This window comes from Halopseudomonas xiamenensis, assembly GCF_014219065.1.
Lineage (GTDB): Bacteria > Pseudomonadota > Gammaproteobacteria > Pseudomonadales > Pseudomonadaceae > Halopseudomonas > Halopseudomonas xiamenensis.
In genome coordinates, this window is sequence record NZ_JACLGO010000013.1 from 1 (window position 1) to 22,794 (window position 22,794).

The window sequence follows — 22,794 nt, forward strand, 5'->3', positions numbered from 1 at the left end:
CACTGATGCAGCACCAGACAGCCTATCAACCAAAAACATCAGGTTGAGGGTTGCCTGGAACCATAGAATCTCCCACACCAGGCTGGGAGGCCGCGCCCAGTCTCAGCCCAACACACAACCTGTTGGAGCGGCACGAAGTGGGGTGTAGCGCGCCTGCGACTTCTGAGCCATCGCGTCGTCGAATCTGATCGTGGCCCGATGTGCTCGACAGCCCGGTTGGGTGCAGTGTGGGTTTCGGGGTGTAGCGCCCCCGCGCTACGCCTGCGACCTCTGAGCCACAGCGTCGTCGAGCAGGGGCTCGACAACCCGATGTTGGATGGGAGCGGCGCCCCGCCGCGAGCGCTCTGTCAGACTACTATTGGGCCGGCTTTGGCTTGGGTTGCCACAGCACCTCGGCAGTACTATCCAGGCGCGCAATGCTGCGGGCCGTAACGAACAACAGATCGGACAGGCGGTTAAGGTAGGCCAGCGCCTGCGGATTGATGGTTTCTTTGCCGGCCAGGGTCTGGTAGCGGCGTTCGGCCCGGCGGCAGACACTGCGCGCCAGATGCGCCTGGGCAATCTGCAGTGATCCGCCGGGCAGGATGAACTCCTTCAGCGGCGGCAGCTCGGCGTTGAAGCCGTCGATCAGCGTCTCCAATTCGGTCACGTCCGCCGCCTCGATAATGTTGACCCCGGGAATGGCCAGCTCGCCACCGATATCGAACAACCTGTGCTGGACCGGCGCCAGCGCGACATGCACCGGCTGCAAGGCAGTGCTGGTCAACCCCGCCAGCAGTACGCCAATGCAACTGTTCAGCTCATCCACCGCGCCCATGGCCTCGATGCGCGGGCTGTCCTTGCCGACCCGACTGCCATCGGCCAGACCGGTGGTGCCGGCATCGCCGGTACGGGTGTAGAGTTTGCTCAAGCGGTAGCCCATGGCCGATCTCCTGCGGAAAAGATGCCAGACTAGCGCAGGTGCGGGCTACAAGCTACAAGCCGCAAGCCGCAAGCCGCAAGCCGCAAGCCGCAAGCCACAAACCACAGACCACGTCATCCTCGGCGCAGGCCGAGGATCCAGTGTTCCGGTTGACTCGGAGTGGTCGGTGGATCCTTCGCCTTCGCGAAGGATGACGGAGTTGCGTTAAGGATGACGGGAGTTGCGTTAAGGATAACGGGTTACGTTAAGGGTGACGGGTTGCATTAGGAATGATGGGGTTGTCCGAAGGATGGCGGAGCCCTGGGGCAGGGTGCTGGTGCGGCTTGCGATGAAAGGTCAGCAGGTCGGCAGGCCCAGTTCGGCCAGGCGGTTTTGCAACTGCCGGTACAGGGAGTCCAGTACCGGGGTGGCCAGGCCAGCCTGGCGGGCGGTGCGGCAGGCGTGGCCGAGGATGAAGTCGATCTCGGTGCGCCGCCGCGCCCGTAGGTCCTGGCGCATGGAGGAGCTGTTGGCGGCAGTGGCCTGGATCACCTCCAGGATGCGCTGGCGCAGCTCGGCCAGGGGCAGGATCACGCCCTGGCTGGCGAGCAGTGCGTGCAGTTCGGCCAGCAACGGGGCGAAGGAGGCGCCGGCCCGCTCGGCTACCTCGCCATTGACGCAGTCGTGCAACGCGGTGATGGGATTGATGGCGCAATTGACTGCCAGTTTCAGCCACAGCACCGGCATGATCTGCGGCTCCCAGTGCCAGTCGATACCGGCAAGGTCGAGCAGTGCCAGCCAGTCGGGGGCCGGTTGCTGCTGCGGATCACCGACCAGTGTCCGGCCGACGCCGGCCCAGACCACATGATTGGCCGCCCGCTTCCAGGCACCATCGGTGACGCTGGCATACAGCACCCGTTGCGATGTCAGGCGCGCGCGCACCGCCTGCTGGCTGCCCAGGCCGTTCTGCAACAGCAGCAGCTGGCTGTCGGCAGCCAGGCGCGGCGCTACGCTGTCCAGCGCCTCGGTCACGGCCCAGGCCTTGGTGGCGATGACCAGTCGCTGGATCGGCTGCTGGCTGGCTCCGGCCAGCTCGGCCGGGACATGGATACTCTGGCTCCGGCCCTGTTGCTCCAGCAGCAGTTGGTCCTGACCGCTGTGCCAGTCCCGCAGGGCCCGGGGCGTGCGCAGGATCAGCCGGCAGTCGATGCCGGCGTGTGCACAGCGAGTGGCCCAGAGCAATCCCAGGCTGCCGGCGCCGAGTATGTACAATGTCTCAGACAAGTTGTGGCATCCGCACTTCGGTGATCAGGTTGGTGGCGTAGGCCTGGCTCAGGTGCTGCTCGACCTGTTGCAGCAGGTGCTCGGCGCTGACCTGCGGATCGTGCTTGGTCAGGGTGCTCAGTGACATGCCGGCACGCACCGACAGGTAACCCTCGCTGGTCTTGAACGCCTTGAGATTCAGGCCGTCATGCAGGCGGCGAAAGCTGTTGGGCTTGCAGTCATCGGCATTGTCACCGACGGTGCAGATAGCGAAGGTATCAGGACCAATGCGGGCGGTCACATCCATCGGCCGGACCAGTTGCTGCAGACGACGGGCGATGCCCTTGAGCAGTTCCTGCTGCACGGCCTCGCCAAAGCGGCTGCCCATTTCCTCGAAATTCTGGATGCCCAGCACCAGCAGGGAACAGAAGCCGCCACGCGATTCCACGCGTTGCAGGGCATCTTCCAGGCGCTGTTGCAGATAGCGACGGTTGCCCAGCGCGGTCAGGCTGTCGACCTGGTTGTGCTCTTCGAGCTGCGCATTATTGCTGGCCAGCAGGCGGTTTTCCTCGAGCAGGCGATTGATCAGGTGGGTGATGCGGTCGGCGGCATAGATGCGCGGCAGCAGTTGTTCGCTCATTGCCGACTTGCTGATGAAGTCATCCACCCCGCGGTCGAACGCCTCGCCAAGCACATTGTCGCCTTCCCGGGCGGTCAGCAGCATGACGTAGGTATAGTGATTGGTCTGTTCATCGCGCTGGCGAATGCGGGTGGTCAGTTGCAACCCATCCATCTCGGGCATCAACCAGTCGGCGACCATGACGCTGGCGGCGCGCTCCTCGTGCATGGCCAGCGCGGCCATGGCGGAACTGGCGAAGCGGATATCCGTATACCCCGCCTGGGACAAGGCATGGCCTATGACGGCGCTGCTGAACTTGGTATCGTCCACCACCATTATGCTGAGTTGGGGGTTGGGCATGTCTGAGCTCCCTGCTGCATGTTTTTTAACTGATGCCGGTATAATGCCATGACGTCAGCCCGATGTTCTGCCATACCGTTCATAAATATCATGTTTATTTGAGGTCAAGCCATGCCGTCCTTTGATGTGGTGTCCGAGCTGGACAAGCACGAAGTAACCAACGCTGTCGATAATGCCATGAAGGAACTCGATCGCCGCTACGACCTGAAGGGCAAGGGCAACTTCGAGTTCAACGACAAGGCGCTGACGGTCACTCTCACCGCCGAGGCCGATTTCCAGCTGGAGCAACTGCTGGACATCCTGCGGTTGAGCCTGACCAAGCGCAAGATCGATATCCAGTGCATGGAGGTGAAGGACGCTTATGCTTCCGGCAAGCAGGTGAAGCAGGAAGTACAGTTGCGCGAGGGGATCGATCAGGCGCTGGCGAAGAAGATCGTGGCCAGGATCAAGGAGTCCAAGGTCAAGGTGCAAGCGGCGATCCAGGGCGAGCAGGTGCGAGTGACCGGCAAGAAGCGTGACGATTTGCAGGAAACCATGGCCCTGCTGCGCTCGGCGAATCTGGAGATGCCGCTGCAGTTCAACAACTTCCGCGATTGAGTTGACCAGCGCTGTCGTCGAGTCCGATCGCGGCCCGAGGCGCTCGACAACCCAGGCGGATACGTTCGGGGTGTAGCGCCCCCGCGCTACGCCTGCGGCCTCCGAGCCGCTGCGTCGTCGAGCAGGCGCTCGACAACCCGGCTGGTGTGGCGGTTTTGGGGGTGTAGCGCGCCTGCGCTACGCCAGCGCCCTCGCCAGCACCTCAATCAATCCCCGGCCGACGCACCCGGTCGGGGTGGGCATAGCGGATCAACAGCGCCGCGAGCACGATTGCCGGCAGCCCGGTCAGCGCCGTCACCATGAAGAAATGCACCCAGCCCAGGTGGGCTGCCAGTACCCCGGTGAAGCCGGCGGCGAACTGCCCCGGCAAGGTCATCAACGAACTGAACAGGGCGTACTGGGTGGCAGTGTAGGCGGTATTGGTCAGGCTCGACAGGTAGGCGATGAATACCGAGATGGCCAGCCCGCCGGTGATGTTGTCGGCGATGATCGCCATCACCAGGCCGTAGGGCTCGGCGCCGATAAACGCCAGCCAGGCGAACATCAGGTTGGTCGCCGGGGCCATGAAGGCGGTCAGCAGCAGGATCGGTGCAATGCCGAAGCGTGCCACCAGCAGCCCACCCAGCGCCGCGCCGAGCAGGGTCATGCCCAGGCCGAAGGCCGCGGCGATATTGGCGATCTGCGCCTTGCTGAAACCCAGGTCGAGATAGAAGGGGTTGGCCATCACGCCCATGAAGATATCGCTGATACGGAAGGTGGCGACGAACGCCAGGATCAGCAGTGCGGCCTTGCCATAGCGTTGGAAGAACTCGGCGAAGGGGCAGACGATGGCGCCGATGAACCAGGCGGTGAGATGCCGCCGCCAGCCGGCGTGCCGGGTGCGGTCCAGATAGTCGGCGACCCGCTGCTCGAAATGCAGGGTCGAGGCGCTGACTGCCACTGTTGGCTCGGCGATCACCAGCGTGGTCACTACCCCCACGCCCATCAGCAACGCCATGCTGGCATAGGCCAGGGTCCAGCTGTCGATCGAGGCCAGGTGCAGTGCGCCGGCCCCGGCGGCCAGGATCGCCACACGATAGCCGGTGACATAGGTGGCGGCCATGGCGGCCTGGCGGTGGCGGGCTTCGGCTTCGACCCGGTAGGCGTCGATCGCCACGTCCTGGGTGGCCGAGCCGAACGCCGCCAACACGGCCCAGAGCGCCACCAGGGTGAGGTTTTCCCGTGGATCGGTAAGCGCCATGCCGAGCAGGGCGCCGGCAATCACCAGTTGCGCCAACAGCATCCAGGCCCGGCGGCGACCCAGCAGCCGGCTGAGTAGCGGCAGCGGCGCGCGGTCGATCAGCGGAGCCCACAGCACCTTGATCGAATGCGCCATGCCGACCCAGCTGAGAAAGCCGATCGCCGCCAGTTCGATGCCCAGGTCACGCAGCCAGGCGCTGAAAGTGCCGCCGACCAGCAGCAGTGGCAGGCCGGCGGAGAAACCCAGAAACAGCATGCCGAGCACGCGGGGTTTGAGGTAGACCTTCCAGCCCTCGCGTGCTGGTGTTGCGCTAGTGTCGTCATTCATGGCTGGATCATCATTACAGGGAGTCGGGCCAGCCGTAGCGGGCCATGTTTACGCGGCGGTTGCGAATGATGACACCTTCGGCAAGCAGGCGCTGATATTGTTCCTGGCCAGAGGGGCTGTCTGCCGGCAGTGACAGTTGCCCCTGGCTGTTCAGTACCCGGTGCCAGGGCAGGCTGGTGTCGTCCGGCAACTGGCCCAGCCAGCGTCCGACCAGCCGTGCGCCGCGCCCCAGGCCGGCCAGTTGTGCCAGTCGCCCGTAACTGCTGACCCGCCCGGGCGGGATCGCCGCTAGCACTTGCCAGAGCATCTCCCGGCGGGGATCGCTGGCGGGTGATTTGTCAGCGGTGGAACGTTCAATCATGGATAATGTCTCTGGTTCTATTCAATTTGCGGATGTTTTACCCATGTCTATTCCACGTTTGCTGGCACTATTGCCACTGTTGTTCGTGTTACCTGCCGTTGCCGACACCCTGTGGCTGGATAACGGCGATCGCCTGACCGGCCGCATCGAGCTGATGGAAGGCAACAAGCTGATCTTCCATACCGAAGTCGCCGGCCAGGTGGCGGTGGATGTCAAACGCATCCGTACCCTGGAGAGCGATGGTCCGTTGCTGATCAAGACCAGCGACGATACTAAGCGCGCCCGCCGCATTCAAGCCTCGGAACAGCAAGGGCAGATCCTGCTGGTCAATGGCGAGACCCCGCCACTGCCCATGGCCATCAGCAACCTGCGGCAGATCATGGAGCCGCAGCCGGTGATCGAGGATTGGGTCTGGGATGGGCGCGCGAGCCTGGCACTGGAGCTGGACAATACCGCATCGAAGAAGCGCGACCTGGATATCGATGTCACCACCGAGGCGCGCCATGGCGATTGGCGGCATGTGCTGTCCAGTGAATTCGAGCGTGACTATCGCAATGACGTCAAGAGCCGGCACTGGTGGGAGATGGACTATGCGCTGAGCTGGTTCTTCGCCGATCAGTGGTTCTGGCAGAACCGTGTCAGCTACCAGCGGGACCATATCGGCGATGTGGAGCGGCAGATACAGATCGGTTCCGGTCCGGGTTACGAATGGTGGAACAACGCCCTGGGCCGTTTCGAGACCTCGGCCCGCTTCGAGCATCTGCGCATGGACGGTCGCGATGGCTCGGACAGCCGGACCAACGGCCTGGGCCTGAACTGGGACTACCGGCGCTACCTGTTCGGCAAGCGCTTCCAGCTGGTGCACAACGCCGAAACCATCGTGCCCTACAGTGACAACGTGAACTACATGGTGGATGCCGAGCTTGGCCTGCGCTACCTGCTCAACAGCTGGGCATCGCTGAGCCTGAGCACCGAATGGGACTATGTCAGCAGCTCGGATGAAAAGAGCCTGAACGAGACCCGCTACAAGCTGGGGCTTGGCGTCAACTGGTGACCAGGTCTCGATCAGGGGGGGTAGTGCCTGGTCATGTGAGCAGGACACTACACCTCCGGCAGCCTCAGAGGCGCAGGCCGCCGTCCAGCTCCAGAATCCGTCCGCTGTAGTAGTCGTTCTCGAACAGGTAGGCCGCCGAGTGGGCGATTTCCTCGGGCTTGCCCATGCGCCGCAGCGGGATGCCGGCGGTCATCTTCTCCAGTGCTTCGGGCTTCATGCTGCTGGTCATCTCGGTCTCGATGAAGCCCGGTGCGATACCGGCCACGCGAATACCGTAGCGCGCCAGCTCCTTGGCCCAGACCACGGTCAGTGCGGCGACCCCGGCCTTGGCGGCGGAATAGTTGGACTGGCCCATGTTGCCGGCGCGGGAGATCGAGGAGATGTTCAGAATCAGGCCCTTGCTGCCCAGCTCGATCATCTTCGCCGCCACTTCGCGGGTACCGAGGAATACGCCGGTCAGATTGACGTCGATCACCGACTGCCACTGGTTCAGGCTCATCTTCTGGATCTCGCCGTCCCTGACTTTCAGCAGCAGGCCGTCACGCAGGATGCCGGCATTGTTGATCAGGCCGTTGATGGTGCCGAAGTCGTTCGCCACCCGGCTGACCATATCGGTCACCTGTTCCTCGTTGGCGATATTGCAGACGTAGGCACGGGCCTCGCCGCCCGCCGCCTGACAGGCGGCAACCGCTTCGTCCAGGCGTTCCTGGCCCAGGTCCACCAGGGCCAGGCGAGCACCGCGCCCGGCCAGGTATTCGGCCATTGCCCGCCCCAGACCCTGGCCGCCGCCGGTCACGATAATCACGCTGTCTTTCAATTGCATTCGGGCATTCCTCATGGTTGTCGATTGTTCTGGGAAGGTTGGAAAGGCTGCAAGAATGCAACATCTGGCGAATATTATGAATACCTGACAATAGATATCGGTCACCGGCTGACCTGCCGCCAGGCTGGCGTTCTGCTCCGGGCGGGGCTTGAAAGCGCCCGCTGGTGATCCCATATAGGAACTTTGCACCAATCCATGAGGTTTGCATGCCGCTGTTGCGCATATTGCTGTTGGCATTTCCCCTGATCGAGCTGACCAGCCTGATTCTGCTCGGCCAGGAAGTCGGGGTGGGCTGGACCCTGCTGTGGGTTCTCGTCACCGGTGTGCTGGGGCTGGTACTGATCCAGCGCAACGGCTGGGGCATGCTGCAGCGCCTGCAGCAGCAGATGGTCAGCAACCGCAGCCCGTTCCGGGTACTCAAGTCGGGCATGTGGGGCGTGCTGGCCGGGGTGCTGATCGCCTTCCCGGGCCTGGTCAGCGATGTGCTGGCGATTCCCTGCCTGATCATGGCCTTGCTGCACCGCGGTGGCGGCTCCGGTCCCGATGACCAGGACGGCCCGCGCACGTACCGGCGTGGCGAGTACACCATCATCGAGGGTGAATGGCAGGCCGGTGAGCCGCCGCGCCCCGATCCGGACCGCCGGCTGGACAGAGGATAAAAATTTTCCACCCGGGCCTTGAAAAGATTTCCCCGGCCCCCATACAAGGAAGCACCCGTTTTACAGGCACCCGTGTGGGGGCCTGTGTTGGACAAGGACGCGAGATGGCGTCCTTCGGGCTGAAAAGCCTGATTTAACTTGGAATGCCGGACAGCCGGCCATTTGCATACTATTGGGAGACTCAAAACGATGAAAATCCGTCCGTTACACGATCGCGTAGTCGTTCGTCGCAGCGAAGAAGAAACAAAAACCGCTGGCGGTATCGTTCTGCCTGGCTCTGCAGCAGAAAAACCGAATACCGGCGTGGTGATTGCTGTTGGTACCGGGCGCCTGCTGGACAATGGTGAGGTACGTCCCCTGGCCGTGAAGGAAGGTGACAAAGTGGTTTTCGGACCCTATTCCGGCAGCAGCACCATCAAGATCGATGGCGAAGAACTGCTGATGATGAGCGAATCCGAAATCTACGGTGTCCTGGAAGGCTGAGCCCCGCCAGTTGATCCTCAACGAATTCATTTGAAGGAAAGTGAAAATGGCTGCTAAAGAAGTATTGTTCGATGTTTCCGCGCGCAACAAGATGCTGGCTGGTGTCAATGTCCTGGCCGACGCGGTCAAGTCCACCCTGGGGCCGAAGGGCCGCAACGTCCTGATCGAGCGCAGCTTCGGCGCGCCGCTGATCACCAAGGACGGCGTTTCCGTGGCCAAGGAAATCGAGCTGAAGGATCGCTTCGAGAACATGGGCGCGCAACTGGTCAAGGACGTTGCCTCCCGTGCCAACGACGACGCCGGTGACGGCACCACCACCGCCACCGTACTGGCCCAGGCCATCGTTACCGAAGGTCTGAAAGCCGTTGCCGCCGGCATGAACCCGATGGATCTGAAGCGCGGTATCGACAAGGCTACTGCCGCTGTGGTTGCCGAGCTGAAGAACCTGTCCAAGCCCTGCGCCGACTCCAAGGCCATCGCCCAGGTAGGCACCATCTCCGCCAACTCCGACGACTCCATCGGCAACATCATTGCCGAAGCCATGGACCGCGTTGGCAAGGAAGGCGTGATCACCGTCGAGGAAGGTTCCGGTCTGGATAACGAACTGTCCGTTGTTGAAGGCATGCAGTTCGACCGCGGCTACCTGTCCCCGTACTTCGTCAACAAGCCGGAAACCATGTCCGCCGAACTGGACAACCCGTACATCCTTCTGGTCGACAAGAAGATCTCCAACATCCGCGAAATGCTGCCGGTACTGGAAGCCGTCGCCAAGGCCGGTCGTCCGCTGATGATCGTTGCCGAAGACGTCGAAGGCGAAGCGCTGGCTACTCTGGTGGTCAACAACATGCGTGGCATCGTCAAGGTCGCTGCGGTCAAGGCGCCGGGCTTCGGTGATCGTCGCAAGGCCATGCTGCAGGACATCGCCATCCTCACCGGCGGTACCGTGATCAGCGAAGAAGTCGGCATGAGCCTGGAAACCACTACCCTGGAGCACCTGGGTCAGGCCAAGCGCGTACAGATCAACAAGGACAACTCCACCGTGATCGACGGTGCTGGTGCCCAGGCTGATATCGAAGCCCGCGTTGCGCAGATCCGCAAGCAGGTTGAAGAAACCACTTCCGACTACGACAAGGAAAAACTGCAGGAGCGTCTGGCCAAGCTGGCTGGCGGTGTTGCGGTAATCAAGGTCGGCGCCGCTACCGAAGTGGAAATGAAAGAGAAGAAGCACCGCGTTGAAGACGCGCTGCACGCTACTCGCGCTGCCGTTGAAGAAGGCGTGGTACCTGGCGGTGGTGTGGCCCTGGTACGTACCCTGGTGGCCTTCGAGAACCTGACCGGTGACAACGAAGACCAGAACGTCGGTATCAAGCTGCTGCGCCGCGCCATCGAAGCGCCGCTGCGCCAGATCGTCACCAACGCTGGTGAAGAAGCTGCCGTGGTACTGCAGACCGTACGTGCCGGCGAAGGCAACTACGGCTACAACGCCGCTACCGGCGAGTATGGCGACATGATCGAAATGGGTATCCTGGACCCGGCCAAGGTGACCCGCAGCGCGCTGCAGGCTGCCTCGTCCGTAGCCAGCCTGATGATCACTACCCAGGCCATGATTGCCGAGCTGCCGGAAGAGAAGCCGGCCATGCCTGACATGAGCGGCATGGGTGGTATGGGTGGCATGGGCGGCATGATGTAATCAGCCGACCCGGCTAACCACGCCAGTCAAAACCCCGGTACGGATATCCGTACCGGGGTTTTTTGTTGCTTGCCAGTCAGGAAGGCGGGCAGGTTTCCCCTGGGGTTGGCGAGCGCGTGCTCGCCGATAGCTCTCAGCCGTTGCCATGCTGGCGTAGCGCCCGAGCGCGGACCGGGGCGCTACACCCCGGGGCTTCCTGGGGTTGGCGAGCGCCTGCTCGCCGACAGCTCCCAGCCGTTGCGGTGCTGTTGTAGCGCAGGTGGGCTAGCCAGCCAGCTTCTCACCCATCTTCTGACCCATGCGTACCAGGCTGCCCGCGCCCAGGTGTTCGTCCCAGCGGGCACGGCCCGGGCCGAACAACACTATGGCGGTGGAGCCGAGCTTGAAACGACCCATTTCCGCGCCGCGTTCGAGCTGCGGCGCGCTGGTGCCGTACTGCTCGCTGCGCAATTGCCGGCGCGGCGGGGCGACCAGGCCAGCCCATACCGTCTCCACCGACGCGACTATCATCGCTCCGACCAGCACCACTGCCATCGGGCCGGCCTCGGTATCGAACAGGCAGACCACCCGCTCGTTGCGGGCGAACAGCTCGGGCACGTTCTCCGCGGTGCTCTGGTTGACTGAGAACAGCTTGCCGGGGACATAGATCATGTCGCGCAGGGTGCCAGCCAGCGGCATGTGCACCCGGTGGTAGTCACTGGGCGACAGGTACACGGTGGCAAACTGGCCGCCCTGGAACAGCTCGGCATGCTGTGGATTGCCGCCCAGCAGCTCCAGCACGCTGAAGCTCTGGCCCTTGGCCTGGAAGATACGGCCATGCTCGATCTTGCCCAGTTGGCTGATGGCGCCATCGGCCGGGCACAGGATGCTGGCCGCGCCATCGTCCAGCGGCCGGGCGTCGGGCAGCAGGGCGCGGGTGAAGAAATCATTGAAACAGCGATAGGCGGTCGGGTCCGGCTCCAGCGCCTGGCTCATGTCGACCTGGTAGCGTTTGACGAACCAGTTGATGAAGGGGTTCTTCACCCAGCTCCAGGTGCAGTTGGCCAGGCCGCCGGCCAGGCGTGACAGCAGATGTTGCGGCAGCAGGTACTGCGAAGTGATGAACAGACGATCGCGCATGCGGTAACAGCCTCAGAGTTCTACGGGGGTATCGGGGTGGTTGCCCCACTCGGACCAGGAGCCGGCATAGGCCCTGACCCGGGGGTAACCGAGGATTTTCGCGGCCAGATAGGTGAAGCCGGAGCGGTGGTGGGTCTGGCAGTGGGTGACCACCTCACGTTCCGGGACGATACCCAGGGCGCGCAGTTGATCGGCCAGGTCATCACGCAGGCGCAGCCCGCGCTGCGGGTCCATGCCGGCGGTCCACTCGAAGTTGATGGCGCCGGGGATGTGACCGCCCTTGGCAGCCAGCACCTTCTCGCCCCGGTGTTCGGCCGGTGAGCGGGCATCCCAGATCACCCGGTCGGGGTTGTCCAGGTCGGCCATCAGGGTATCCAGGTCGATGCTATGGCTGGGGTCGATGCTCAGGCTCGGCTGGGTCGGCTCTGCCTGGTTGACCTGCTGTTCCAGTGGCCGCCCCTCGGCCTGCCAGGCCCGCAGGCCACCATTGAGGTAGCTATAATGCGGATGACCGACGCTGTCCAGCAGCCAGATGAAACGCCCGGCCCAGCCGCCGCCTTCATCGTCGTAGACGATGTAGTGCAGGTCGGCATGATGGCCCAGGCCGCCAAGGATCTGCTGCAGGCTCTGCAGGTCCGGCAGCAGTCCTGGCCTCGGCGCCGGCGCGGTGATGCTGCCGGGGGCCAGGTGTACTGCACCGGGGATATGCCCGGCCAGGTACTGTTCGGACTTGCTCAGGTCGACCAGGCGCACCTGGGCGGGATCGAGTTGTGCCGGCAACTGGCTGGGCTCCAGCAGTAGTGGCAAAAAAATATCATTCATGGCCTGTTCCAGTCAGATGATTGACGCGCCACTGCCGGCGAAGCGGCAACTGGCGCTATAATCTCGCTCAGGATTTGCGAAACGCGGCCGATAGCGGGAGACAGTGAAGGTGCCACATTGTCGTTACCGGCGATTCGAAATGCAGACTATAACGCGAAAGCGACCGAGTTGCTGTGCCTGGTTAGCTGGAGATCATTTGTCCATATGTTGAAAATTGCGGGTTACATCGTCGTTCTGGCCAGTGTGCTGGGTGGGTTCATGCTGTCCGGAGGTATGCTCGCAGCCCTGTGGCATCCATTCGAAATCGTCATCATCGGCGGCGCCGCGCTGGGTGCCTTCCTGGTGGCCAACAATATGGATACGGTGAAGAAGGTATTCGGCAAGATCCCGGTGATCTTCTTCGGCCACCGCTTCAACAAACCCTTCTACCTGGACGTGCTCGGACTGCTGTACGAGATTCTCAACAAGAGCCGCCGCGAAGGCATGATGGCGATCGAGGCGGATATCGAGGAGCCACAGGAAAGCCCGATCTTCAGCAAGTATCCGGCGATCCTCAAGGACCAGGGCATGACCGCCTTCATCTGCGACTACCTGCGCATCATGTCCACTGGCACCATGGCGCCGCATGAGCTGGAAGCCCTGTTCGATGTGGAGATATCCACCCTCACCGAGGAGCTGGGCGGGCCATCGCATGCCCTGAACCGGGTTGCCGATGCGCTGCCGGGGTTCGGGATCGTCGCTGCGGTGCTGGGGATCGTGGTGACCATGAGCATTCTCGGCGAGGCGGACAATGCCATGATCGGCGAGAAGGTCGGCACCGCCCTGGTCGGTACCTTTCTCGGTATTCTCGCGGCCTATGGCTTCGTCGGCCCGTTCAGCGCGGCGATGGAGCATGAGGCCACCGAAGAGGCCAATACCTACGAGGCGATCAAGATGTGCCTGGTGGCCAGTGCCCAGGGGCTGCCGCCGGCACTGGCGGTGGAGTTCGGCCGCAAGGCCCTGTTGTCCGCGCAACGTCCGAGCTTCACCGAGCTGGAATCCTCGGTCAAGGGGCGCTGATCGGTGAGCAGCGAACAACCGATTATCGTCAAACGGGTCAGCCGCAAGGCCGGCGGTCACCACGGCGGCTCCTGGAAAATCGCCTTCGCCGACTTCGCCATCGCCATGATGGCGTTCTTCCTGGTGATGTGGCTGGTGACCGTGGCCACGCCGGAACAGCTGAAGATGGTCTCCGAGTACTTCAAGGACCCGATCAATTTCGATGGTGGCAGTCGTCATCCGATTGACCTCGGCGGCTCGCCGACCCCGGCGCCGCAGCGCACGCTCAACGAACCGGCGGCGGATATCGAGCAGCCACCGCTGCCCACACAGCCCCAGCTCGACGACTCGCCCATGCAGTCGCAACCCGATCCGTTGCCGGACATGCTGGAGCTGCGCGAGCTAGACCTGCTGCTGCAGGAATTGCAGAACAAGATTGAAACCGAGCCGGTACTGCAGCGTTTCCGCGAGCAGATTCTCATGGAGTTCACCATGGAGGGGCTGCGCATCCAGATCGTCGATGCGGAAAACCGCCCGATGTTCGCCAGCGGCAGCCCGGACCTGCAGCCCTATTTCGAGGATATCCTGCTGGCGCTCAGCGACACCATTGCCAAAGTGCCGAAGAAGATCAGCATCAGCGGCCATACCGACGCCATGCCGTATGTCGGGCGCCGTGACTATGGCAACTGGGAACTGTCGGCACAGCGGGCCAATGCCGCACGGCGCACCCTGGAGGCCGCCGGTTATCCCGTGCAGCAGGTGGCGCGGGTGGTTGGCTACGCCGACTCGGCACTGTTCGATGGCGCCAACCCGCTGAATCCGATCAACCGCCGGATCGATATCGTGGTGATGAACCGGCGCGCCGAGCAGGCCATGTTGCGGGATGTCGGTGGCACGGCCGGTCCTGCCGAGAGCGTCGAGCCGGGGGAGGGCGCCGATACGGAACCGGAGGTACCGTCACCATCCGCGGATTCGGCGCCCACCAGCGACAGCGAACCAGCCACCCAACCGGAGCGCCCGCGAAACCTGTTCGATGACTCCAGCCAGCCCCTGCAACAGGGACTGTAAGCCCCCTGGGGGTGTACGCGCCTGCGCTGCGCCTGATCGCAGACGATACTCGCTGCCTGTAGGAGCGGCGCCTCGCCGCGATCCACGCCCCCACCAGCTCCCCAAGCTCGACCCAAGAAATCGCCCCTCATGCGACACCAACTGACGCATCCCCAATGAATAATCCCCCTCAAGTCGCTCAGCCCCGTAACAGAGCCTCCGCGACCCCAACGCATGGCATGTTGGCACCAGCAGGTAATGTTGTTAGGATGCCAAAACGCCATAAGTCCAAGCATTACCCACGGAAAAAGTATCCGAGGGTTGACATGGAAAGTAAGGGAATCACGTGGTTGAACGCTCAGACCCCAAGGACCGCCTGTTTAGACTGTTCGCCCTGTTGCGACTGATCCCCCGCGAACCCGGCCGCATCTCCACCCCCGAACTGTACGATAAGCTGAAGGCGCAAGGCTTCGACATGACCCGGCGCACACTGCAACGCGACCTCAACGTCAAGCTGAGCGCCGAATTTCCCTTGTTGTCCCACGAAGAGGGCAACACCAACTACTGGAGCTTTTCAAAGCACGCCCCACACTGGGACTTCCCCAGCCCGGACCTGCCGGTAGCACTGGCATTCCTGTTGGCGGAAAGCCATCTGGAAAAGCTCCTGCCCCAAGGCCTCCTGCAACTGCTGGAACCCTACTTTGAGCAAGCCAGGGCGCAGCTGGAAATACAGCAACACATGCCACCCGCACGCTGGGCCAAACGGGTACGCGCCCTGCCCAACGGCAAGACACTGCTGCCAGCCAAGGTCGACAGCGCAATCTGGACCACCGTCTCCACCGCCCTGCTCAAAGGCCACAGCCTGCGAGTCACCTACCTCAGCCGCAGCAAACAACAGCCCAGCGAGATGACCTTGCACCCGGCCGGTCTGGTCGCCCGCCACTCGCAAAGCTACCTGCTGGCTCGGGTCGAAGGCTACAACGACGTCCGCCAGTTCGCGCTGCACAGAATCCAGCAGGCCACCGCGTTGGAAGCACCGGCAGAGATACCGGATGACTTCGATATCGACCATTACCTCCAGGGCAGTCTCAACAATCCTGCGCCAGCTGAAATGGTTGAACTGGTTGCTGATGTGTCTCCGCAGATTGCCTGGCTGCTCAGAGAAACGCCGCTCAGTACAGAGCAGAGTTTGGAGCCGTTGGAGGGGACAGATTGGCATCGGCTGCGGGCCATGGTGCCGGATGATAAGGAGACGCTGTGGTGGGTGTTTGGGTTGGGGGAGAATGTGCGGGTTTGGGAGCCAAATGTTTGGGTTAAAATAATCAAAGAAAAGATCGCTAAGCTGGAGAAATTGTATGTGTAGTGACCATGAATGGGTCTAATCCAAGAAATGTGAGAAAGAAAGTTGTTGCTACTTCAGCAAAAAAATAACTAACAGAAGATGGATTGCTACACAGCATCCTCTAGAAATTTTTTGCTAAAAACAGTACATCTTGAATATTGTGTCGCATTTTAACTTCTCATCGAGATTGTAGTTTTTTTCAGTCATAGTTGGACAAAAATCAAAAAGGAATCGAAAATGCCAATCGGACAACGATACAAAGCCCATAAAAATAACGTGATAGACCTTTTTAACGGGTACAAAAATAAAAGAGGCGATCTCAATGATGGTGTTGATATGAATTTTCTTGAGAAAAGAGTGGACGCATTAAAGAATGGTAAGTTCACGCTGGCGGTGGCGGGCGAAGTCAAAGCAGGCAAGTCAACCTTCATCAACGCCCTTTTAGGAGAGGAGCTTCTTCCTTCCGATGTGCTTCAAGCAAGCAGCGCCATCGTCGAGATTTTCAAATCGGAAAGCCCCGTCTTGAAGGTTAAATTTGCCGATGACCATGAAGAGACCTTCAATGATGAAGTTAAGAATCATCTACACAAAATATGCAGCTTGAACGATGAATACCGCGGAATACCAACGACATTGATAGACGGCTACATAATTGAATCCGGCAAGAAGCCTCTGGTTATTGATGACAAACTCATTGAAAATCTTGAAGAAGTATCCGGCGAAAGAAATCTGAAAAGCAAAAGTTCGACCATCAAGAAGTACATTTCAAAAAGAACAACGGGCAAGATCCCCGTTCAAATTGAATTCGGCTACCCTTTGAAATGGGATTTTGACGAGCTGAGAATTGTTGACACCCCCGGCGTCAATGCAACAGGTGGAGTACAGGATGTTACGTTCGGATTTCTTGAAAAGGCCAATGCAATTTTGTTTGTTCGCCACATAAAAGCCGTTGAAACAGAGTCTTTCAAAAGGTTTCTCGATTCAACTATTTCTGATCGCAGCCAGGAAACGCTATTCTTGGTTCTGAGTCATGCGGGTGATCACTCAGATAGCGAAGTGGACCGGCTAAAAAATGAAGCCACTCGTTTATATAATGAACGCATACCCCAAGACCGAATATTGGCAGTAGACAGCTTACTTAAAATTATTTCCAATTCGATTGATAGCGGAAAAACCAAGGAGCAAATTGAAGAGTCGTCCGAAAAAATAGAAGAGTTCCTCCCAAAATTTGAAAAAAGGGCCCAGAAGTCTGGACTCAAACTACTTGACCAGATAGAAAAAGATTCTCGCTTTGGAGAAATGCTCTCTTCAATTGAGGAGTTCTCCATGAAAGCACCCAGCCTCCAGCTTCAGGAAATCCTGGAGAAGATAAAGAGCGGGTATGGCGAGCAGGAAAAACAGCTCTCTGAAAACCTCAAGCTTCTGGAAACCAAGAAAAGAAACCCTCAAGAGTTTGAAGAAGAAATAGATCGCATCAGCCAGGCACTTAGCGAATACAGGCTATTGACCCAAAAAACCACGGAAGACCTGATACAGGATTTTTCCGGAACGAACTCGAAATGGGAACAAGGCATCAATAATATCGAGGCGAAATACCCAAAACTCATCACCAACAGCGAAAGCATCGAAGCTGTAAGGAAAAATGCGATTGACGCTTTTGATGCTGTGGACGAGATAATCAATGGTTTTCAGAACGAGATTACACAAAGGCTTGCAGGCACTCTCAACAAGATATCAAAGACGTTTGAAGAAAAACACCGTATATCTATCCCAAAAGTTGACCTCAACTCGCTTGCAGAACAGACAAAAAAAGAAGCCTACTTCACGAGAAGCACCTACAAGGATCGAGAATTAGATTTTTGGGACTATGCCACGCTGGGAATTGCTCGCTTTTTTCGAGACAAAGCAGTAAAAACAGGAACAGAAAAAATATTTGACAAAGATACACACATTGTAAAATATAGAGACGCATGCAATAAAGATCTTTACGCCATCATCACCGACCTTCCAAAAAAATCAGACGAGGTTCGCGAGGCTTATTTGAAGGAGTTCACAGAAAAAATGAACTCGGCGATCAAAGAGCGCCAGGATGCTCTAGAACAAGAGAAAGACAATAAACGCTCAAACGATGAAATAACCAAAGAGATTAGCGCGCTTGACAGCAAAAAAAAGGAGCTTCCAGATGAAATAAAAAAGTGCGAAGAGCTGCTGGGGGAAATGCAATGGTAGTCAACAAGATCAGAGCAGATATTTCCGAAGAGTTCTCGAGCATAAAGAACTCTTTGCAGACACACCTGCACCCCTACTTCCATATAACTCAAACCAAACAGTTTTTGCGGAAACAAGTCCCAAATAGAATTGTCTATAAGTCCGAGGTCCTTCTTGACACTCTATTGAACTATCTGATGAAGGATGCCAGAGAGAAAATCGAGATCGCCGATATCGAGCTGCAAAATGCATTCTTCGATATGGATTTTCGCAAGCGCATCCACGAGTGGACAAGACAAATGCAAAACAAGCTGGTGCTGGAGCCGGAAATTGTCCAATACTCAACCGACCCACGATGGAAGCAAGGGCTGATTGCTGGGGGGGTTACCTTCATTGCTGGAACAGCTATCACCGCGGGACTTGCCCCCAGCATAGTCGGCCCCATTGTGTCGGGAATGGCTACCATCATCCTTGCCGCGCTCGCTTTCAAGCTCGCCTACGATAAGGCATCGCCCAATGCTCGCGAAGCTATTAAGGAAGATATCGACCGCTACCTTGAAAGCTCTCGGGAGCAGGTCTTCGCATGGCTGGAAAAGGTTGCAGCGGCCTTTGACCATGATTTCCACGCGTTCTGCTCGGCCAATGGCCTTATCCTGACTGGAGAGGTCAATGAGTAACTTGACTCCCAGCAAGCAGCAAATGTCCGTAGATTTTTCACAAAAGCTCGTTGAAGCCTCAGAGAAACTTGTGCCCTGGTGGTCCGTCGATCCCAACAACGTGCTGAAAACAGAAACGGAAAAAGATCCCAATAGCTACCTGAACAGCTATTACCTGTTCCCACTGGATGAAGTATCTATAAACGCCGATTGCGATGATATTCCAGGCTTCATCAATGAGCGCTTCCAGAATATATTGGCTGCTGCCAGTCATTCAGGCTTCTCGGTTGCCCTCGTGCTCAGCAGCAGAAGCGGCAATAACCGCATTTTCCTTGGACTCAAGGATGAGTCAGGCGAAAAGTATGGGAAGGAAACATTCGAATCCATTGTGAACGGCATTTTTCCGGGAAAGAATATTCGGTACGATGAGGCGACAAGCATAAGCTCCCTGACCGAGGGCTGCTATTACGGAGGCATGGTGACCGGTGTGCCTATAGTGAAAATCGAGGACAAAAAGCAGAAGTTCAACCTGTCGTCGGTTACCCGCAGCCTCTACGGAAAGGACTATCTCTTCGCGATCATCTCCAGGCCGGTTTCTGAACAGGAAAAACAAAGCGTATTTAATGAACTGGTTCAGCTTAGGGACGACATGCATGCCTTGGCAAAACGCACCCTTGGCGAAAACCAATCGCGGGCTGAATCTGAAACATTGACAGACTCAAGATCGAAAACAAGCGGGCACAGCGCTGGGGGAACTGTAGGCTTTGGTATTCCAACACCTTTCGGCTTCATTGGGGTTGGAGGGAACTACTCACATAATTGGTCAGATACAGAGGGGAATAGTAAAGCCCACGGAAGAACCGATACTTTTGGTAATTCTCTTTCCTTTGAACAGCAGAATGGCTATGCCCTGGAGCTGGAGAAAATTGCGGATCAATATATCGAAAGAATGATACGCGGCTTTGCTGCGGGCTACTGGGAAACATCCATCACCTTTGCCACCCAGGATAAAGTCACCAGTGACATTCTGGCTGGCACTTTTGTTGGTGAGCTTGCAAAACCTGGCGACAAGCTGCTACCCCCACCCCGTATCTATCGGGACAGCCTCGGTGACAAAGCGTTGTTCATTCCTAAAAAGAGTTCTGCCAACAACCTTTTCCCCCAATCGCTTGCTTCGTATATTACTAGTGAGGAGCTGGCGCTTGTTTCTTCTCCGCCGGTGGATTCGGTGCCGGGCTATGAAATACAGAGAATGCCCACACTAGCTTTGACGGATATTGGCGGCAAGCAAGAAATAGTATTGGGCTGCATCACCGATCATGGAAACCCGATCAGCGGCATGCACCTTCATCTGTCCAAGAATGACCTGAACAAGCACCTTTTTGTCTGCGGCCTGACCGGAAGCGGAAAAACCACTACAGTCAAGCATATTCTGAAAAGCCTTGCCCAACCGAAGAAAAGCACTCCATTTTTGGTTTTGGAGTCGGCCAAGCGCGATTATCGCCAACTTTTGGCAAATGATGTTTTCAAGAACAATCTGAATATATTTACCATTGGTGATGCTACGACCAGCCCCATCCGCTTCAACCCTTTCTATATCCAGGAAGGTGTTCATCCCTTGGTGCATATCGATTACCTGAAAGCCATCTTCAACGCCAGCTTTTCCCTTTATGGCCCCATGCCCAGCATTGTCGAAAAATGTCTGCATGCCATATACATCAGGAAAGGCTGGGACTTGACCCTGGGTACCCACCCCCATTTTATCAACAGCAAGGGGCACCTTGACGAGAAAAAGTATAAACAGGAAGAACATTACTATTGTTTCCCAACGTTAACTGACCTGAAGAATGAAGTTGATCATTACATAAAAAATGAACTCGACTATCAGGGTGAGCTGAGGGACAACATTCGTACCGCCATCATTGTACGTCTGGAAAGCCTTTGCGTTGGCGCAAAAGGCTTGATGTTCAATACCCATGACTTCTTCCCCATCGAAAAGCTCCTTTCGGAAAATACCATTTTGGAGATGGAGAGTCTGGCAGACGATGACGACAAAGCCTTTTTTGTGGGGCTTATTCTGGTACTTCTCAGCGAATACCGGCAAAAAGAAAACCCAGCGGTCAATCCGGGAATGGGCAACAAGGGGTTGCGCCACTTCATGGTGATCGAAGAGGCCCACCGACTATTGAAGAATGTTGAAACCGAGCGAACAACAGAGATGATGGGTAATCCCAAGGGCAAGGCAGTTGAAGTATTCTGCAATATCCTTGCTGAAATGCGCTCTCTAGGTCAGGGAGTTGCCGTTGTTGAGCAAATCCCATCAAAAATCTCCCCAGACGTTATCAAAAACTCTAACACTAAGATTGTTCATCGTTTAGTGTCAAAAGACGATCAATCACTTTTGGCTGGCTCCTTAAGCATTGATGATCATGAGGCTCTCTATCTGAACAGACTTAAGACCGGGCATGCACTATGTCACAAGGAAGGTATGGCGCGGCCAGTGGAATGTGTAATTCAGCCCAACGTTAGTTCACATGCGATCAGTGATGAGAAAGTCAAGAGAATCATGGAGCCTTGGACAGGTAAGGTTCTGCACTGCTATCAGGTTTATCAAATAGGTGATTTGCTTGGCCAAGAGGGTAAAGAACTGACTGTCAGGCTGTTTAATTCACTCGTAACCCTTGAATCAAACGAATTAAAAAAATTGATGGAAAGGGCTAAAGAAGAAATTAGAAAGCTTCTCGTCTTGAAAAAAAACCGGCATCAGGCTGATGAGTCACTGTTTTCAGACTACTTCTCTCTACAAATTATGCTGCTTTTGAATAAGGGGATTTACTGTTGTAGAAACCCTCTTCCAGAGAATTTCAAATCCACACTTGTTCAGGTTATGCAGCAACCAAATGAGCTGGCTAGAAAAAGCCTTATTCATGCGCTGGATAAACTATGGATGCACCCTTCTGCAAAAGATTTCATTGAAGACATTATTGAGACCCTGGTGGGTCGTCATATATATAATAAAGAACGATTGATGGTTGATATCTTGGAAATTAAAAATCATGTGTCTTCATTTTTATTGCTTGCAGACAGTAATACGCTGAATGTGATATCAAAAAAGATACAAAACAAGATGGAGGCTGCTAATGCTTAACGCCGTCGCATCAAAGGCAATGGAAAACATAAGCGAAGCTTTCAAAGAAGCATGTATTAAGGAAAGCAAGGAGCTGTCGCCGCTCCAATCCAGTATGGAGGTTATCGAAAACAGCTCACTCGCAAGCTTGAAAGCTGAAAATGAATTAGAATTGGAAAAGGTTAATGAGGCAAGAGCGGGGCAGATTGAAAAAAATAGAGAGGATGGGGCAAATAGAGAGGAGCTGGCTCTTGAGATTCTGAATAAGGAATTCCCAGAGAAAGATGGATATAAGATCGAAAGAGAGCAGTATCTAAGAGATGAGGATGGAAATATTGTAAAAGACCCGGAGACGGGCGAGGCTAGACGAGTAGATTTTGTGGTAACTAAAGATGGAGAGGTAGTAAAAAGCATTGAAGTGACGTCGGAAACGGCGCCTAAAGATGCTCAGATCGCGAAAGAAGAGCGAATCAGAGGCGCTGGCGGTAACTTTATCAAGGATCGAGATACAGGCCAGCTTGTGGAAATTCCAAAGGATGTTCAGACTGAGGTGAGGAGATACGCTTAATGTCTAAGGTAATCATTTACGATAAAGTTTCTTGGCACTTCCCTGAAGGCAAGAACTGCCCAAGCCTTGAAGCAGCGAAAAAGCATTTTGATATTTTGGCCGCTTGGATTAAAGAAAATGACCTTTTTTCTGCTGAAGGAGAGGAGATATTTGATCTTGGAGTGGGCTCGGATTTTTCAATTACATCCGCAATGCTCAATAAGAACGGCAACGATGTTTTAAGTAAATATTATGCTGACTGGTTGAGGAGTCTTGATTATTCGGGGGATGTGGATATGAAAATACTGGATGATGGGCTTAGTGAATATAAGGGTGGTTAGTTGCTAGGCATGTCACTTAAAATTGATAAGGATTAATATTGGCAGGAGAAGTCGCTCCATTCTTTCGCTCATCCGCAGTGCTTCGGATCAGAAGCGGTTCACCTGCTTAAAAATTAAGGGAAATAGCGCTTGGGTGATAAGGTCCGGGCGGGTGAGCGATTCGGGTTTTA

General features: G+C 57.1%; 21 protein-coding genes. 13 read left to right on the forward strand and 8 right to left on the reverse strand.

Features of this window, described 5'->3' with window-relative positions:
• Positions 1–355: 355 nt before the first annotated feature.
• The 3 genes from H6X51_RS10390 to H6X51_RS10400 form a co-directional block, all read right to left on the reverse strand.
• Entirely contained in the window at positions 356–922 is a 567-nt protein-coding gene (locus H6X51_RS10390; protein WP_185267467.1) for a cob(I)yrinic acid a,c-diamide adenosyltransferase, read from the reverse strand.
• A 336-nt stretch (positions 923–1,258) separates the two neighbouring features.
• Positions 1,259–2,185: a 2-dehydropantoate 2-reductase gene (locus H6X51_RS10395; RefSeq protein ID WP_185267468.1), complete on the reverse strand. Its 927-nt coding sequence runs from the start codon at positions 2,183–2,185 to the stop codon at positions 1,259–1,261.
• The gene (locus H6X51_RS10400; protein ID WP_185267469.1) at positions 2,178–3,143 is read right to left on the reverse strand and encodes a GGDEF domain-containing response regulator; all 966 of its coding nucleotides are present in this window, start codon (positions 3,141–3,143) and stop codon (positions 2,178–2,180) included. The genes H6X51_RS10395 and H6X51_RS10400 overlap by 8 nt, the downstream gene beginning before the upstream one ends.
• Before the next feature lie 111 nt (positions 3,144–3,254).
• Between H6X51_RS10400 and H6X51_RS10405 the strand changes: the two genes are divergently transcribed.
• Positions 3,255–3,740, forward strand: a complete 486-nt coding sequence (locus tag H6X51_RS10405; protein WP_185267470.1) for a YajQ family cyclic di-GMP-binding protein — start codon at positions 3,255–3,257, stop codon at positions 3,738–3,740.
• 202 nt (positions 3,741–3,942) lie between these two features.
• Here H6X51_RS10405 and H6X51_RS10410 read toward each other — a convergent pair whose 3' ends face one another.
• Positions 3,943–5,307 (reverse strand): AmpG family muropeptide MFS transporter, encoded by a 1,365-nt coding sequence (locus tag H6X51_RS10410; protein ID WP_185267471.1) that lies wholly within the window; start codon positions 5,305–5,307, stop codon positions 3,943–3,945.
• A gap of 13 nt (positions 5,308–5,320) precedes the next feature.
• Positions 5,321–5,668: an MGMT family protein gene (locus H6X51_RS10415; RefSeq protein WP_185267472.1), complete on the reverse strand. Its 348-nt coding sequence runs from the start codon at positions 5,666–5,668 to the stop codon at positions 5,321–5,323.
• Positions 5,669–5,711: 43 nt separating this feature from the next.
• On the opposite strand from H6X51_RS10415, the gene H6X51_RS10420 reads away from it, so the two are divergent.
• Positions 5,712–6,722 (forward strand): DUF481 domain-containing protein, encoded by a 1,011-nt coding sequence (locus H6X51_RS10420; protein ID WP_185267473.1) that lies wholly within the window; start codon positions 5,712–5,714, stop codon positions 6,720–6,722.
• A 64-nt stretch (positions 6,723–6,786) separates the two neighbouring features.
• On the opposite strand, the gene H6X51_RS10425 is transcribed toward H6X51_RS10420, so the two are convergent.
• Entirely contained in the window at positions 6,787–7,545 is a 759-nt protein-coding gene (locus tag H6X51_RS10425; protein ID WP_185267474.1) for an SDR family oxidoreductase, read from the reverse strand.
• 206 nt (positions 7,546–7,751) lie between these two features.
• On the opposite strand from H6X51_RS10425, the gene H6X51_RS10430 reads away from it, so the two are divergent.
• The 3 genes from H6X51_RS10430 (at position 7,752) to groL (ending at position 10,377) form a co-directional block, all read left to right on the forward strand.
• Positions 7,752–8,204, forward strand: coding sequence for an FxsA family protein (locus tag H6X51_RS10430; protein WP_185267475.1), 453 nt, complete (start codon positions 7,752–7,754; stop codon positions 8,202–8,204).
• Positions 8,205–8,393: 189 nt separating this feature from the next.
• On the forward strand, positions 8,394–8,687 hold the full coding sequence (locus H6X51_RS10435; protein ID WP_105643190.1) for a co-chaperone GroES: 294 nt from the start codon (positions 8,394–8,396) through the stop codon (positions 8,685–8,687).
• A gap of 46 nt (positions 8,688–8,733) precedes the next feature.
• The gene (gene groL / locus H6X51_RS10440) at positions 8,734–10,377 is read left to right on the forward strand and encodes a chaperonin GroEL (protein ID WP_185267476.1); all 1,644 of its coding nucleotides are present in this window, start codon (positions 8,734–8,736) and stop codon (positions 10,375–10,377) included.
• Positions 10,378–10,641: 264 nt separating this feature from the next.
• Here the strand turns inward: groL and asd are convergent, their stop codons facing one another.
• Positions 10,642–11,496 carry an archaetidylserine decarboxylase gene (asd, locus tag H6X51_RS10445; RefSeq protein WP_185267477.1) on the reverse strand — a complete coding sequence of 285 codons (855 nt, stop codon included), beginning with the start codon at positions 11,494–11,496 and terminating at the stop codon, positions 10,642–10,644.
• Between the two features lie 12 nt (positions 11,497–11,508).
• Positions 11,509–12,318, reverse strand: coding sequence for a rhodanese-like domain-containing protein (locus tag H6X51_RS10450; RefSeq protein WP_185267478.1), 810 nt, complete (start codon positions 12,316–12,318; stop codon positions 11,509–11,511).
• 204 nt (positions 12,319–12,522) lie between these two features.
• Between H6X51_RS10450 and motA the strand changes: the two genes are divergently transcribed.
• The 8 genes from motA (at position 12,523) to H6X51_RS10490 (ending at position 22,624) form a co-directional block, all read left to right on the forward strand.
• The gene (gene motA / locus H6X51_RS10455; protein WP_185267479.1) at positions 12,523–13,377 is read left to right on the forward strand and encodes a flagellar motor stator protein MotA; all 855 of its coding nucleotides are present in this window, start codon (positions 12,523–12,525) and stop codon (positions 13,375–13,377) included.
• A gap of 3 nt (positions 13,378–13,380) precedes the next feature.
• Positions 13,381–14,424, forward strand: a complete 1,044-nt coding sequence (motB, locus tag H6X51_RS10460) for a flagellar motor protein MotB (RefSeq protein WP_185267480.1) — start codon at positions 13,381–13,383, stop codon at positions 14,422–14,424.
• A gap of 325 nt (positions 14,425–14,749) precedes the next feature.
• The gene (locus tag H6X51_RS10465; protein WP_328795659.1) at positions 14,750–15,766 is read left to right on the forward strand and encodes a helix-turn-helix transcriptional regulator; all 1,017 of its coding nucleotides are present in this window, start codon (positions 14,750–14,752) and stop codon (positions 15,764–15,766) included.
• 216 nt (positions 15,767–15,982) lie between these two features.
• A complete protein-coding gene (locus H6X51_RS10470) occupies positions 15,983–17,974 on the forward strand; it encodes a dynamin family protein (RefSeq protein WP_185267481.1) in 1,992 nt (663 codons plus the stop codon).
• Positions 17,968–18,630 carry a hypothetical protein gene (locus tag H6X51_RS10475; RefSeq protein WP_185267482.1) on the forward strand — a complete coding sequence of 221 codons (663 nt, stop codon included), beginning with the start codon at positions 17,968–17,970 and terminating at the stop codon, positions 18,628–18,630. The genes H6X51_RS10470 and H6X51_RS10475 overlap by 7 nt, the downstream gene beginning before the upstream one ends.
• Positions 18,623–21,757, forward strand: a complete 3,135-nt coding sequence (locus H6X51_RS19940) for an ATP-binding protein (protein WP_221627309.1) — start codon at positions 18,623–18,625, stop codon at positions 21,755–21,757. Before H6X51_RS10475 ends, H6X51_RS19940 begins: the two co-directional genes overlap by 8 nt.
• On the forward strand, positions 21,750–22,304 hold the full coding sequence (locus tag H6X51_RS10485) for a hypothetical protein (protein WP_185267483.1): 555 nt from the start codon (positions 21,750–21,752) through the stop codon (positions 22,302–22,304). Before H6X51_RS19940 ends, H6X51_RS10485 begins: the two co-directional genes overlap by 8 nt.
• The gene (locus H6X51_RS10490) at positions 22,304–22,624 is read left to right on the forward strand and encodes a hypothetical protein (protein WP_185267484.1); all 321 of its coding nucleotides are present in this window, start codon (positions 22,304–22,306) and stop codon (positions 22,622–22,624) included. Before H6X51_RS10485 ends, H6X51_RS10490 begins: the two co-directional genes overlap by 1 nt.
• Positions 22,625–22,794 lie beyond the last annotated feature (170 nt).

Bases quoted from the DNA above. Each gene is read 5' to 3' on its own strand.
- H6X51_RS19940 (WP_221627309.1), top strand. From the start codon at position 18,623: ATGAGTAACTTGACTCCCAGCAAGCAGCAAATGTCCGTAGATTTTTCA.
- H6X51_RS10435 (WP_105643190.1), top strand. From the start codon at position 8,394: ATGAAAATCCGTCCGTTACACGATCGCGTAGTCGTTCGTCGCAGCGAA.
- H6X51_RS10490 (WP_185267484.1), top strand. From the start codon at position 22,304: ATGTCTAAGGTAATCATTTACGATAAAGTTTCTTGGCACTTCCCTGAA.
- asd (WP_185267477.1), bottom strand. From the start codon at position 11,496: ATGCGCGATCGTCTGTTCATCACTTCGCAGTACCTGCTGCCGCAACAT.
- H6X51_RS10400 (WP_185267469.1), bottom strand. From the start codon at position 3,143: ATGCCCAACCCCCAACTCAGCATAATGGTGGTGGACGATACCAAGTTC.
- motA (WP_185267479.1), top strand. From the start codon at position 12,523: ATGTTGAAAATTGCGGGTTACATCGTCGTTCTGGCCAGTGTGCTGGGT.
- H6X51_RS10390 (WP_185267467.1), bottom strand. From the start codon at position 922: ATGGGCTACCGCTTGAGCAAACTCTACACCCGTACCGGCGATGCCGGC.
- H6X51_RS10485 (WP_185267483.1), top strand. From the start codon at position 21,750: ATGCTTAACGCCGTCGCATCAAAGGCAATGGAAAACATAAGCGAAGCT.
- H6X51_RS10425 (WP_185267474.1), bottom strand. From the start codon at position 7,545: ATGCAATTGAAAGACAGCGTGATTATCGTGACCGGCGGCGGCCAGGGT.
- H6X51_RS10450 (WP_185267478.1), bottom strand. From the start codon at position 12,318: ATGAATGATATTTTTTTGCCACTACTGCTGGAGCCCAGCCAGTTGCCG.
- H6X51_RS10430 (WP_185267475.1), top strand. From the start codon at position 7,752: ATGCCGCTGTTGCGCATATTGCTGTTGGCATTTCCCCTGATCGAGCTG.
- H6X51_RS10420 (WP_185267473.1), top strand. From the start codon at position 5,712: ATGTCTATTCCACGTTTGCTGGCACTATTGCCACTGTTGTTCGTGTTA.
- H6X51_RS10470 (WP_185267481.1), top strand. From the start codon at position 15,983: ATGCCAATCGGACAACGATACAAAGCCCATAAAAATAACGTGATAGAC.
- H6X51_RS10405 (WP_185267470.1), top strand. From the start codon at position 3,255: ATGCCGTCCTTTGATGTGGTGTCCGAGCTGGACAAGCACGAAGTAACC.
- H6X51_RS10415 (WP_185267472.1), bottom strand. From the start codon at position 5,668: ATGATTGAACGTTCCACCGCTGACAAATCACCCGCCAGCGATCCCCGC.
- H6X51_RS10410 (WP_185267471.1), bottom strand. From the start codon at position 5,307: ATGAATGACGACACTAGCGCAACACCAGCACGCGAGGGCTGGAAGGTC.
- H6X51_RS10475 (WP_185267482.1), top strand. From the start codon at position 17,968: ATGGTAGTCAACAAGATCAGAGCAGATATTTCCGAAGAGTTCTCGAGC.
- groL (WP_185267476.1), top strand. From the start codon at position 8,734: ATGGCTGCTAAAGAAGTATTGTTCGATGTTTCCGCGCGCAACAAGATG.